The organism is Deltaproteobacteria bacterium, assembly GCA_016218975.1.
Taxonomy (GTDB): domain Bacteria; phylum Desulfobacterota; class Deferrimicrobia; order Deferrimicrobiales; family Deferrimicrobiaceae; genus JAENIX01.
Genome location: JACRCO010000019.1, coordinates 19,471 through 32,749, shown reverse-complemented (window position 1 = coordinate 32,749; position 13,279 = coordinate 19,471). Strand labels below are relative to the sequence as shown.

General features: G+C 60.0%; 10 protein-coding genes. 5 read left to right on the top strand and 5 right to left on the bottom strand.

Annotation, left to right across the window (positions count from 1 at the left end):
• Nucleotides 1–150: 150 nt before the first annotated feature.
• The 4 genes from HY896_02575 to ligA form a co-directional block, all read right to left on the bottom strand.
• Nucleotides 151–378, bottom strand: a complete 228-nt coding sequence (locus tag HY896_02575; protein MBI5575230.1) for a hypothetical protein — start codon at nt 376–378, stop codon at nt 151–153.
• Nucleotides 379–682: 304 nt separating this feature from the next.
• Nucleotides 683–1,687, bottom strand: coding sequence for an AmmeMemoRadiSam system radical SAM enzyme (amrS, locus tag HY896_02570; protein ID MBI5575229.1), 1,005 nt, complete (start codon nt 1,685–1,687; stop codon nt 683–685).
• A complete protein-coding gene (locus tag HY896_02565; protein MBI5575228.1) occupies nt 1,665–1,946 on the bottom strand; it encodes an acylphosphatase in 282 nt (93 codons plus the stop codon). The genes amrS and HY896_02565 overlap by 23 nt, the downstream gene beginning before the upstream one ends.
• Nucleotides 1,943–4,027 carry an NAD-dependent DNA ligase LigA gene (ligA, locus tag HY896_02560; GenBank protein ID MBI5575227.1) on the bottom strand — a complete coding sequence of 695 codons (2,085 nt, stop codon included), beginning with the start codon at nt 4,025–4,027 and terminating at the stop codon, nt 1,943–1,945. Before ligA ends, HY896_02565 begins: the two co-directional genes overlap by 4 nt.
• A gap of 106 nt (nt 4,028–4,133) precedes the next feature.
• On the opposite strand from ligA, the gene HY896_02555 reads away from it, so the two are divergent.
• Nucleotides 4,134–4,430, top strand: coding sequence for a ferritin-like domain-containing protein (locus HY896_02555; GenBank protein ID MBI5575226.1), 297 nt, complete (start codon nt 4,134–4,136; stop codon nt 4,428–4,430).
• A gap of 43 nt (nt 4,431–4,473) precedes the next feature.
• Here the strand turns inward: HY896_02555 and HY896_02550 are convergent, their stop codons facing one another.
• On the bottom strand, nt 4,474–5,658 hold the full coding sequence (locus HY896_02550) for a phosphoglycerate kinase (GenBank protein MBI5575225.1): 1,185 nt from the start codon (nt 5,656–5,658) through the stop codon (nt 4,474–4,476).
• A 180-nt stretch (nt 5,659–5,838) separates the two neighbouring features.
• On the opposite strand from HY896_02550, the gene phnD reads away from it, so the two are divergent.
• The 4 genes from phnD to HY896_02530 all read left to right on the top strand — a co-directional run bounded on the left by phnD (nt 5,839) and on the right by HY896_02530 (nt 13,268).
• The gene (gene phnD / locus HY896_02545; protein ID MBI5575224.1) at nt 5,839–7,590 is read left to right on the top strand and encodes a phosphate/phosphite/phosphonate ABC transporter substrate-binding protein; all 1,752 of its coding nucleotides are present in this window, start codon (nt 5,839–5,841) and stop codon (nt 7,588–7,590) included.
• Nucleotides 7,587–9,059 (top strand): HAMP domain-containing protein, encoded by a 1,473-nt coding sequence (locus HY896_02540; GenBank protein ID MBI5575223.1) that lies wholly within the window; start codon nt 7,587–7,589, stop codon nt 9,057–9,059. Before phnD ends, HY896_02540 begins: the two co-directional genes overlap by 4 nt.
• Complete coding sequence (locus tag HY896_02535; protein MBI5575222.1) at nt 9,056–10,390, top strand: sigma-54-dependent Fis family transcriptional regulator; 1,335 nt, start codon at nt 9,056–9,058, stop codon at nt 10,388–10,390. The genes HY896_02540 and HY896_02535 overlap by 4 nt, the downstream gene beginning before the upstream one ends.
• Nucleotides 10,391–10,703: 313 nt before the next feature.
• Nucleotides 10,704–13,268 (top strand): molybdopterin-dependent oxidoreductase, encoded by a 2,565-nt coding sequence (locus HY896_02530; GenBank protein MBI5575221.1) that lies wholly within the window; start codon nt 10,704–10,706, stop codon nt 13,266–13,268.
• The last annotated feature ends 11 nt before the right edge of the window (nt 13,269–13,279 follow it).

Genomic DNA, 13,279 nt, shown 5'->3' with positions numbered 1-13,279 from the left:
GCGGCGGCGACCACAACGAGAGGCAGAACAGGAAGACGAGAAGCGCGCTTCTCATGAAGGTAATTTATATCATGTTCTCTGAAAGCCGCATAGACATTGGGGAATTTATGGCGATACGGCCTTTGTGGAAAGCAGGAACGGAATGCGGCGTTACCCCGGGCTCCTTCGCAACCCGCCCACGTGCGGACTTTCAATCCTGGATTTTCCCAGCGTGATCCGGAAAGCATCCAGCGGGGATTCCGCGTATTTTTTTCTCGCGAGGAACAGCAGGCCGAAGAAATTGGCCCCGCGCTCCTTGGTGCGGCGCTCCTGGATGGCCCCGACAGGGACTTTCATTCCGCTGGCGTAGTCCACCCTGTACACGGTGAATGTCTGCATGGAATTGCACACTCCCGTAAGTATAATGGAACTCCCGGGCCGCCCCCCCCCACAGAATCGTCCCGGAATATCGTGGGCAAACACTTTTCTTGAACTATCCTTTGAGCGGCTTACATAATAATACACACAAATAAATTGCTTGGCAACAAAAGCTGCAAGAAGGGGGCCATAAAGTCATTCTACTGTAACATGGCAAAAATAAAGAATTAATCAGGTGCAGACATTATTGTCGAGGAAAAAAGTATTTCCGGTTTTTACCGTTGCGGAAAATTTTCATCCAAAGATATGGAAATAATTCGCTTTTCTAAACGACGAAGCGAAGCCCTGCGGAACATGAGGAACAACGGTTTCCTGAAAGCCCGGTGACCGTGGCGCGGTATCCCGTACGCCGTACAACGGTGGCGCCGCACCGGGGGCATTTCGTGTCCTCGCTTCCCGGGATATGGTAATTACCTACGTAGACGTAGGAAAGCTTTTCCCGCGCGATGCGCCACGCAGCGGCAAGCCTTTCAGGGGGCGTCGGCGGGGCGGTGAACCGGTGCTGCGGGAAGTAGCGTGAGAGGTGGAGCGGGATCTCCGGGTCCGTCTCCGCTACGAAATCGACGACGCGCCGGATCGACTCGTCCGAATCGTTCTCGCCGGTGACCAACAGGGTGGTGATCTCGACGTGGACGCTCCGCGCTGCGGCGCGGATCGTTTCAAGCACCGGCTCGAGCGTCCCCCCGCAGATTTTCCGGTAGAATTCCGGGTCCATCGATTTCAGGTCGATGTTCATCGCATCCACCAGCGGCAGGAGTTCCGCCAGCGGTTCCGGCGAGACGTAGCCGTTGGTCACCAGCACATTGGCCATTCCTTCCTTCCGGAATTCCCGGGCGCAGTCCGCGACGAACTCGAACCATATCAGGGGCTCGTTGTAGGTGTAGGCGATGCCGACCGATCCCGCATCCTTCGCCGCGCGGATCAGCTCCGGGATCGGCGCCGGGCCCAGGGGCGCCTGCCCCGTTACCAGGTGGTAGTTCTGGCAGAAGCCGCAGCGGAAGTTGCAACCGATCGACCCTATCGAAAGGATGGCCGATCCCGGGTGGTAGTGGAACAACGGCTTCTTTTCGATGGGATCCATAGCCGCGGCCGCCACCATGCCGTAAGTGAGCGCGTAAAGCGTCCCCCCGCGGTTTTCCCGCACGCGGCAGATACCGCGTTTCCCGTCGGCGATCTTGCAGAAATGCGGGCAGAGCCCGCAGCGGACGGCGTCCCCTTCGTGGGCCCAGTGCGCCGCGACGCGCCCTTCAGCGCCTGACGAAGAATCCATCGAACTCTTCCGAGGGGACGCGCCACTTGACGTCGGCCGCCTCTACATATGCTCCCGGAGGGCCCTCGCGCATGAAGGCTACGACTCTCTCCACGGCGGACCGGTCCCCCTGCAGGACCGCTTCGACCCTGCCGTCGGGAAGGTTGCGGACGAACCCGCGGACGCCCCAGCGCGCGGCCGCGTCTCGCGTCGACGCGCGGAAGAACACACCCTGCACCCGTCCTGAAACGACGACCAGCGCTTCGGACGCGTCTTTCATTTCTTTCCCACCGCTCCCGCCAATTCCAGGAACTCCCCTTCCGTGAGGATCGGAATCCCCATCTCCTTCGCCTTCGAGATCTTCGATCCCGGGTCCCCGCCCGCCACCAGGAAATCCACCTTTCGGCTTACGCTTGCGGCGACGTTCCCGCCGGCTTTCCGCACGATCTCCTGGGCTTTCGCCCTTGGCATTTCAAGAGATCCGGTGAACAGGAACGTCTTTCCCGCCAGTTTTCCCTGGGTTTGCGGCTCCGGCCGTATTTCCATTCTACCCCTCTCCAGCAGGCGGTCGACGATGCGGGCCCCCTCCGCGGAGGAGAAAAATCCGGAGACGCTCTGTGCCACCTCCGGGCCGATTTCGTGAACTTCGGAAAGTTCCTCCAAAGAGGCCTTGCGAAGCGCGTCGAGAGACCCGAAGCGCCGGGCGAGGACCGTGGAGAGATGCTCTCCCACGTGCGGGATCCCGAGGGCGTAAAGGAAGCGTGAAAGGGTCGGCGTCCGGCTCTTTTCGATGGAACGCATGAGGTTGCCCGCGGATTTCTCTCCCAGCCGCTCCATGCCCGCGAGCGTCTGCGCATCCAGCGCGTAAATGTCGGCGGGCTCCGACACCAATCCCTCGTCCACCAGGAGGGAAATGATCTTGCTTCCCAGCCCTTCGATGTCCATGGCGCCTTTCGATACGAAGTGGCGCAGGGATTCCTTCCGTTTCCCCGAGCACCCTTTTCCCGTGCAGCGATGGGCGGCTTCTCCCGGGATCCTTTCCACGGGCGAGGAGCAGATCGGGCATGTCGAGGGCAACCGAAAAGGTTCCCCCCGTTCCGTATCCTTCCGGAGCGCCGAGAGGGACTCCACCACTTCCGGGATGACGTCCCCGGCGCGCTGGACGACGACCCGGTCCCCCACGCGAATGTCCTTCTGATCCACGAAGTCCTGGTTGTGCAGCGTCGCCCTGCGCACGGTGACTCCGCGCACGACGACCGGCGCAAGGTTCGCGACAGGCGTCAAAGTTCCCATGCGCCCCACGCTGACGACGATGTCCTCCACCGTCGTCTCGGCGCGGTCGGGGGAGAATTTCGCCGCGATCGCCCAGCGGGGGGACCGCGAAATTTCGCCGAGTTCTCCCTGGAGATTCCGGTCGTTCACCTTCACCACGACGCCGTCGATTTCGAAGGGGAGCGCCTCCGCCTCTTTCTCCATGCGCCGGTAGAATTCGAGGACCTCTTCGATCGTCCTGCAGACCCTGCTTCCTTCGCGGTTCACCGGGAACCCCCAACCGGCAAGCAGCCCGAGTTCTTCCCAATGATGGTTGAATTGGAGCCCATCCATCCTGCCGGTTCCGTAAACCCAAAGGCGCAGCCGCCTGCTTGCCGTCACCCGGGGATCGAGCTGGCGGACGGAGCCCGCTGCTGCGTTGCGGGGATTCGCGAAGGGCGGCTCTCCGAGCCTCTCCCGGCCCCTGTTCAGCTCCCGGAATTCGTTCCTCTGCATATAGATCTCGCCTCTTGCATCCAGGAGGCGGGGAGGAGGCATCGATATCGCTTCGGAGGTTTTCCCGGCGGCGGAGGATGACATGCGTGGAATGGCAAGAGGGACGTCGGGGATCGTCCGCAGGTTTTGTGTGATGTCCTCCCCGCGCACGCCGTCGCCGCGCGTGGCGCCGCGGGAATATTTACCGTCCTCGTAGGTTAGCTCGACCGCAAGCCCGTCTATCTTCACCTCGGCTACGTATCCCGACCGATCCAGGTTGCTCTCGGGAACGCCGCGCGCCTTAAGGAACCGCCGGACCCGGGCGTCGAACTCGCGCAGTTCCTCTTCCGAAAACGCGTTTTGCAGGGAGAGCATGGGAAGGGTCCGCACGACGGTCCCGAACGCCTCGACCGGTTCGGCGCCCACACGCTGCGTGGGGGATTCGGGATCGGAAAGTTCGGGATGCGCTTCCTCGATGGAGAGCAATTCCCGAAACAGGGCGTCGTATTGCGCATCTGAGATTTCCGGAGCGTCGTCGCGGTAATAGCGTTCGTTGTGGTACCGGATGAGCCGCCGAAGCTCCTCGACGCGGCGTTTCGGTGCTGGGTCCGGCAATTTCATCCTCCGGTTCGTTTGCGGTAGCGGGGAGTGTCCTTGTTTTCCGAGCAGATTATACAATGAACGTGCACGGCCGGATCGTCCGGCGGAAAAGGAGACGGACATGGGATCGTTATGGAAGAGGATACTGGGCGAAGAAGAAGAGGGATCCGGCGACCGTCCGGGGCTGACCGGAGAGGATTACGTACGGGTATCCGAACTTATGCTGTTCAACCGCAACCTGGTCGAGGCGCTGAAGCACGAACAGATGGGGATCGCGCTCTACACCCGGTATCTCCAGGAAGCCCATGACAAGGAAGGGCGGGAAATGTACCAAAAACTGATAGACGAGGAAATCCGGCACCTCCGGATGGTGGAGGAGGAAATCGAGGAGCACAAGCGCAAGGGATACTGGAGCTGACTATAATACAGCCACCTGCCTCCGGCGCCTATTCGATCGATCGTTACTCTTCCAGCGCGACGATCCCCGGCAGCCGTTTCCCTTCGAGAAGTTCGAGAAACGCCCCGCCGCCCGTGGAAACGTAGGACATACGCGAGAAAAGCCCGGCCTTGTGGAGCGCCGTATCGGTGTCGCCGCCCCCGACGATGGTGATCGCGTCGCTTTCCGCCAGCGCGCGCATAAGGGAAAAGGTTCCGCTTGCGAACGGCCCCATCTCGAAGGCGCCCAGCGGCCCGTTCCAGACGATCGTGCGCGCCCCATGGAGCGCTTCCTTGAACAGGAGGGAGGTCGCGGGCCCGACGTCCGCCGCGATCCAGCCCGGGGGGATCTCCTCCACCGGAACGGGCTTCACTGACGCCGAAGGGTCGAGACGATCGGCGACCACCACGTCCACCGGTAGGTAGAGCTTCACCTTGCGGCCCGCCGCGTTGGCCAGGACCTGCTTCGCCGTCTCCAGCATTTCGGCCTCGAAGAGCGACTTGCCCACCTCGAGCCCCTTCGCGGCGAAGAAGGTGTTCGCCATCGCGCCGCCGATGAGGATCTTGTCCACCTTGCCCAGAACGTTGTTGATCGCTTCGATCTTGCCGGAGATCTTCGCACCCCCGAACACCGCGACGAGAGGTCTCGCCGGATCGACGAGCGCCTTCTCGAAATAGGTTATCTCGTTCTTCATCAGCATCCCCGCGGCCTTCTCCATCACGAACTTCACGATCGCGACGTTCGAGGAGTGGCCCCGGTGCGCGGTGGCGAAGGCGTCGTTCACATAGACGTCGCAAAGAGCCGCCAGCTTCTTCCCGAAGCCCTCGTCGTTCTTCTCTTCATCGGCATAATAGCGGACGTTTTCCAGCAGCAGGACGTCGCCCGGCCGCATCGCCGCGACGGCTTTTTCGGTATCGGGACCTACGCAGTCCGGCACGAAGGTCACCTCTTTTCCCATGAGGGAGGAGAGCCGTCGGGCGGCGGGCGCGAGGCTCATCTCCGGGACCTTCTTCCCCTTGGGGCGCCCCAGGTGGGATAGAAGGATCGTCTTCGCCCCGCTCATCACGGCGTGCCGGATCGTGGGGAGCGCCGCCTGGAGGCGGGTGTTGTCGGTGACGTTCCCTTCCTTGTCCATTGGCACGTTGAAGTCGACGCGGATCAGAACGCGCTTGCCGGTCAGTTCCAGCTGGTCGATGGAGCGCACCTTCATCGGGTCTTCCTCCGAAATGGGTCGTTTTCTCCGTGAATAGTACCAAAAACCGCCGGTCGGTTCACGTCACGAAATCCCGCTTGCGGGATTGCCTCCCCGAGGCCGCAGCTTGCACCGGGAGGCGTCCGTCGAAGGAGCGACCATGGACAATGATATAATCCGGGATATAATCCGGCCATTATGGGTCTTGTCGCCCGTGCGTTTCCCCGCCGGTTCATCATCCGGAACGCTTCCGCCTTTTTCGAAACAATCGTTTTCCTCCTCTTTTTCCTCGCTGTCTCATCTCTTGTCGCTCCTTCCGTATACGCCGCCCGGCAGGCGCCGATCCGGATCGGTGTATCCTCCATGATCACGCCGGTCGACACTGTCAGGTATTACCAGGAAATCATCGAATACATCGGGAACAGGATCGGACAGCCCGTTCAGATGGTCCACAGGAGGACGTATGACGAGATGGACAGGCTCCTCGAAAGGGGCGAGGTCAAGATAGCGTTCATCTGTTCCGCTCCTTATGTCAAGGACCGGGAGAAATTCGGAGTCGAACTCCTGGTTGCGCCGAGGGTGAACGGAAGCCTGCGGTACCACTCGTACGTCATCGTCCACATCGACAGCCAGATAAGGGCATTCCCGGAACTAAAGGGTAAGGCATTCGCCTTCACCGACCCGAAATCCAATACCGGCAAGATCTACCCCACCTATCTTCTGAAGACGATGGGGTTCACCCCGGAAAGGTTTTTCGGAAGAATTCACTACAGCTACAGCCATAACAAGTCCGTCGAGATGGTGGCGAAAAGGATCGCGGAAGGAGCGGCGGTAGACAGCATCGTATACGAGCACATGCGGAGGACCGGTTCGCCTTACGTCAGGCAGACGAAAATCATCAAACGTTCCCCTCCTTTCGGAATCCCTCCGGTGGTTGTCGCAACGGATGTCGATCCCATCCTCAAGAAAAAGGTAAGGGACGCATTTCTCGCGATGGAGAAGGATCCGAAGGGCAAAGCGATCCTCGACGCCATGATGATCGACGGATTCGCCGAAATTTCCGACAAGGACTATGACGGGATTCGGGAGATGGACCGGGCCATCGCGGGCATCGTGTCGGCGCCGAAAAAAACCGGCGACCGCAGGACGGTGCGGTTCGGGATCATCCCGAGGGACAACCCCAGGATCCTTTACGAAAAGTACCAGCCCCTCATCGATTACCTGTCGAGGAAGACGCCGTATTCCTACGAGATCGTGCTGAAAAGAAACTATGCGGAGACCGTGGGCGCTCTCGTGAACGGAGAAACGGACGTCGCCTTGCTGGGTCCGTTGACCTACCTCGAGGCCCGGGCGAGAAGCGACGTCAGGTGCATCCTGAAACCTCGTGGGGTAGACGGTAGTGCACAGAACAGGAGCGTGATCATCAAGCGGAAAGGCGCTCCCATGAACAGCCCTTCCGACCTGAAGGGGAGGAGCGTCGCCTTCGCATCGTCAAAATCGACATCCGGGAACCTTGTTCCCCGCTATCTCCTGGCCGAAAGTGGCATCCATCTGGGGGACCTGAAGGGATATGCTAATTTCGATTTCCACGATTCCGTGGTAAAGGCCGTTCTCAAGGGACGGTTCGATGCGGGGGCCGTGCGGGAATCGGTGGCGAAGAAATATCTTGGGCTTGGCATAGAGACCATCGCCGTATCCGAGGCCATACCGACGGGGCCGCTTGTCGCCGGAAAGAACGTATCTCCCACGGTCGTTGAAACGATAAGGAAGGCCCTTCTCGGCCTGAACCCTTCCGAGGACGAGGGGAGAAAGGTATTGAAGCGCCTCGATGAAGACCTGAAGAACGGTTTTACCGAGGCGTCGGAAAGGGATTACGAAAATATACGGTTGCAGATCAACGCGGTTCCGCGGGCATGCGGCATGGGATGCCATCCGAATATCAGGCTATGACTCGCCCGGTCCCTCTGTTATCGGGGAAAGGGCTTCAGTTTCAATTCATTCTCGTAACGACGTGCGCGATCATAGCGATGATGACCGCGCTGGGCTACCTGGCCGTAGAGAGGGAAAAGAGCATCATGTATGCGGAAGCGGAGAAACAGGGGCGGTTGCTCGGCGAGACGCTCGCGATACCCATCATCAACGACCTCATATACGAGAAGCTGGGGCTGGTCGAAGAGGGCGGGCTAATCGACAATTACACGGCGGAGGTCTTCCACCGGAAGGAGACGGACCTTATCTACGTGGCGATCCTTGACGAGGAAGGCAAGGTTATCTCTCACAACGACATTACAGAATACGGGAAGGTATATTCGGACGATATGACACGGAGGATACTCGCCGCGGAGCTGACCACCGTTCAGCGATTTTCCAGGGACGGCCACAATGCGCTGGACTTCGGAGTTCCCCTCTCGATCGGGACGAAACGGTGGGGGACCCTGAAATTCGGGATCTCCCTCGAGAAGGTCGAGCGCGAAATCCTCGCCATGGTGAAGAGGATCGCGGCGCTGACCGTGTTTCTTCTGCTGGGCGGTTTCGTCATCGTCGTTCTTTTGAGCAGGCGGTTCATTAGCCCCATAACCAGGCTTGCCGACACCATGGAAAGGGCGCGCGGAGATTTCCTCGACCTGAAGGTGGACGTAAAGGGGAGCGACGAGATCGCCGTTCTCGGCGAGCGGTTCAACGGCATGATCGAAAGGATCCGGCAGGCGAACGAGGAACTGAAAAAGACGCATGAAAAGCTGGTGCAATCGGAGAAGCTCGCGTCCATCGGAGTCCTTGCGGCGGGCGTCGCCCACGAGATCAACAACCCGCTGGGCGGAATCTTCAATTGCCTCCAGATGCTGAAAAAAAACGGCGCGGACACGGGCCTCAGGGAGAAATACCTGGATCTCGTCAGGGAGGGGATGGACAGGATCGAGGCGACGGTCGGCAAGCTGCTGTGGATGTCCCGCAAGAAGGAGCGCGCCCTCGCCGAGGTGAATGTGCGGAACGCCGTCGAAGAGGCATACGCCTTCCTGAGGTACAAGATAAGCGACGGCCGGATCGCATTCAGGAACGAGGTTCCCGGGGAGCTGCGCTTCACGTTCGATGCGCACGATCTCCAGCAGCTTCTTCTCAACCTGTTGATAAACGCGGTCCACGCCATGAGCGCCGACGGGGTGCTGACGGTCAGGGCCGCCGTGCACGACTCGCTCGTCGCCATCGATATCATCGACACCGGCGCCGGAATCCCGCCGGAAAACCTCGGGAGGGTCTTCGACCCCTTCTTTTCCACCAAGCCCGCAGGGGAGGGGACCGGCCTCGGCCTCTGGCTCGCATACGAAGTCGTCCGCAGCTACGGCGGGGAGATCGCCGTCGAAAGCGAAACGGGAAAGGGGAGCCGGTTCACCATGCGATTCCCGGCGGGGGAGGCAACATGAACGGGGGCGTCATACTAATAGAGGACGACAAGATCATGCGCGTGACCCTGGAAGACGCGCTGAAAGGGGCCGGGTACGAGGTCATGTCTTTCGCTACAGGCACCGCGGGCCTCAATGCCATACAAAACACATCGTGCGACGTCGTGATAACCGACGTGAGGCTCCCGGACATCGACGGGTTCGCCATCGTAAGGGAAATCGCGGGGCGGGGAGACATCCAGGTCATCGTGATGACCGCCTACGGCACCATAAGGGACGCGGTGGAAGCGATGAAGCTGGGGGCCTTCGATTACCTTACCAAGCCCTTCTCGCTCGACGAGTTCCTGTTGCTCGTCGAAAGGGCGCTCGATCTCAAGCGCCTGAAGGACGAGAACATCCGGCTCAGGAAAGACCTGAACTCGTATTCCCGCGCTCCGAACATCGTGGGCGAAAGCGCAGGGATGAAGAAGATCTTCTTCCTCATCGACAAGGTGGCCGCATCCTCGTCTACCGTTCTCCTCCTCGGCGAAAGCGGCACGGGCAAGGAGATGGCCGCCACGACAATTCACTATCGCAGCGCCAGGAGGAGCAAGCCGCTGATCAAGGTCAACTGTTCGACGCTTCCCGAGGGGCTGATAGAGAGCGAGCTCTTCGGCCATGAAAAAGGGGCGTTCACCGGAGCGATAAAAAGAAAGCCCGGCCGGTTCGAGCTTGCCGACGGAGGAACCATATTCCTCGACGAGGTGGGGGACCTGCCCCAGTCCACCCAGGCGAAGATACTGCGTGTCATGCAGGAGCGGCAGTTCGAGAGGATCGGCGGGACGGAAACGCTGACCGTCGACGTGCGAGTGATCGCGGCGACGAACAGGGACCTCGAAAAGGAGGTCGGGGCAGGGCGGTTCAGGGAAGACCTGTATTACCGGCTGAACGTCATTCCGATCGTGCTTCCACCCTTGAGGGAGCGGAAGGAGGACATCCCGGCCCTGATCGAACACTTCATGGACAAATACAGGAAAATCCAGTCGAAGAACGTAAGGCTTTCGAAGGAAGCGGCGGATGCGATTATCATTCACGATTTCCCCGGGAACGTCAGGGAGCTCGAGAACACCGTTGAGCGGTGCGTCACACTCGCGACATCGGGCGTGATCGGCAGGGAGGAACTCCCCCCGGCGATAGCGAAGGGACAGCGGGCGAGGAGCCTTCTTCTTTCCGATGTCGCCGCTGAAGCGGAGAAGAACCATATTCTGCGCGTGCTGCGAACTACCGGGGGTGGGAAATCGAAAGCTGCCGAAATCCTGGGCATCAGCAGGAAGACGCTCTGGGAAAAAATAAATGCGTTCGGGATCGAATGAAGGCCACGGGCTTCATATTAAATATGTTACCAATAAGTAACAATAGGTCGACCCTATGGAACGCGGGAAATAATTTATAAAATCAACTTCTTAGCCGTCATACCTCTTCTGCGATGTTTCTTCCGGGTTACGTTTTGCCAAAGGTATTTTCTTTGAATCCAACAAGTTACGTGCGGCATGGGAATTGAGAGAAAATACAGGGATTAAGTATTGTATTTTCCATTTATCTTTTAAGATATGCAATAAAATGGTTTATAGGCGAATCCCGGTTCTGAGCACAGGCACTCGTGACGCTTACTCGAGGAGGTGAAGGATGAAGATCAGCCGCAGGGATTTCCTTAAAGTTTCGGCGACGACAGGGGCCATGGCGGCGGTGGGAATGTATTCTCTGAATGCGTTTGCCGCCGACCATGTCTCCAAATCGCCCTTGGAGAGCCCGGGAGCGTGGATCCCCACCACGTGCCAGGGGTGCACCGCCTGGTGTCCCGCCGAGTTATTCGTCCAGGAGGGGCGGATAGTCAAGGTTCGGGGCAACCGGTTCTCAAAGGCAAACGGCGGACATGTCTGTCCGCGCGGCCACATGATCGTTCAGCAGGTGTACGATCCCGACCGGGTCAAAGTGCCCATGAAAAGGACCAATGCGAATAAAGGGCGCGGCGTCGACCCGAAGTTCGTGCCGATCACCTGGGACGAGGCGCTGGACACCATCGCCGACAGGATGATGTCGCTGCGCAAGGCTAACGAGCCCGAGAAGCTCATGTACATGAGAGGCCGGTACTCGCCCACTTCCACAGACCTGCTTTACGGAACCCTGCCGAAGATCTTCGGCACCCCCAACTACTTCTCCCACAGCGCAATTTGCGCCGAGGCCGAGAAGATGGGGCCCGGATATACCCAGGGGTATTTCGGATACCGCGATTACGATCTTGCCAGGACCAAATGCCTTGTGGTCTGGGGTTGCGACCCCTTAAGCTCCAACCGCCAGGTGCCGAACGCCATAGACAAGTTCGGCCGGATACTTGACCGGGGCGTCGTGTTCGCCGTCGATCCCCGCCTTTCGGCCTCGGCCGCCAAGGCGACGGAATGGCTGCCGATAAAGCCGGGGGAGGACGGCGCGCTCGCCGCAGCCCTCGCGCACGCCATCATGACTGAAGGCATGTGGAGCAAGGAATTCGTCGGCGATTTCAAGGACGGCAAGAACCTCTTCAAAGCCGGCGCCACCGTCGACGAGGCGTCATTCACGGAGAAGCAGACACACGGCGTCGTGAAGTGGTGGAACCTGGAGCTGAAGGACAAGACCCCCGCATGGGCCGCGAATAAGACCTTGATCCCCGAGGACCAGATCCTCCGCGTGGCCCGGGCTATGGGCAAGGCCGGGTCCGCCACGGCCGTCTGGATGGGTCCGGGGGTGGCGATGACTCCCCGCGGCACCTATGCCGCCATGGCGGTCTACGCCCTGAACGGCATACTCGGCTCGATCGAGACCGAGGGTGGTGTCATGCAGGGCTCGAGCGCTCCGACGGAAAAATTCCCCTCTCTCGATAAATACGTCGACGAGCTTGCGAAAAAAGCCGGCAAGGGGAAGAAGTTGGACGGCCGAGGAGCGAAGGACATGCCGGCCATGATGAGCGCGAAGCCGGGCAGCGGGGTGGTCACAAACAACGTGGCCAACGGGTTGTTGAAAGATCCGGACGCGGTCAAGGTCTTCATCAGCTCCTGGAGCAACTTCGCCTTCTCCTGCACCGGCGCCCAGCGCTGGGAGAAGGCCCTGGAAAGGATTCCCTTCTTCGTGCACATGGTGACCAACGCGTCGGAGATGACTCAATTCGCCGATATCGTCCTCCCGGCGACCTTCGCGCCCGCGGAGAAATTTTCGATCATCGCCAGCATGGCGAACCTGCACGGCCACCTCTCGATCCAGCAGCCCGCCGGAAAGACACTGTGGCAGGTCAAGGCCGAAGAGACAGAGGTGATGTGGCTTTTGGCTGAAAAGCTCAAGGCCAGAGGCTTTTCCAACCTGCACGATTACTATGCCTCCTTCGCCGATCCGGAAACCGGGAAGAAGCCGGCGAACGCCGCCGAGTTCGCGGAAATCGCCGCAAGGATTTCCAGCCAGAAAGTGTGGAACGGGAAGGAGAAGATGAAAGGGGACCAGGTCGCGGGCTGGGCGGAGTTCCGCAAGCGGGGGATATACAACACCGAGACCTACCCCTACAGGAAGAACTGGGGAAAGGTTGACCCCGCGACCGGGAAGTTCGAGGGCAAGTTCAAGACCGAAACGAAGAAGTTCGAGTTCTACAGCGAAACGATGAAGAAGGCCTTCGGGGAGCACGCGAAGAAGCACAACGTCACGATCGACGAAGTACTTCAGGCCAGCGGCTACGAGGCCCGCGGCGAGTTGGCCTTCGTCCCGCACTACGAGTCGCCGAAGCGATGGGGGAACGAGAAGGAGTTCCCCTTCACCTTCATCGATTACAAGTCGCGCCTGAACCGTGAGGGGCGCAGCCAGAACATCGCCTGGTACCACGAGTTCAAGGCGGTGGACGTCGGCGACAGGAGCTGGGACGACGTCGCAAAGATCAATCCCGCGGACGCATCCAGGCTGGATATCCGGGACGGCGACAGGATCCGTCTCACATCCGTAACCGGCTCGATCCTCGCCACGGCCAGGCTGTGGCAGGGGGTGCGGCCCGGAACCGTGGCCAAGTGCTACGGACAGGGGCACTGGGCCTACGGCCGCGTGGCGGCGCTGGATTATTCGAAGTTCCTGCCGAGGGGCGGAAACAACAACGAGATCCTCCCGGACGACTACGACCGTCTCAGCGGCTCGACCGCCCGCAACGGCGGCTTCACCGGCGTCAAGATAGAGAAGGCCTGAGGGAGGGACGA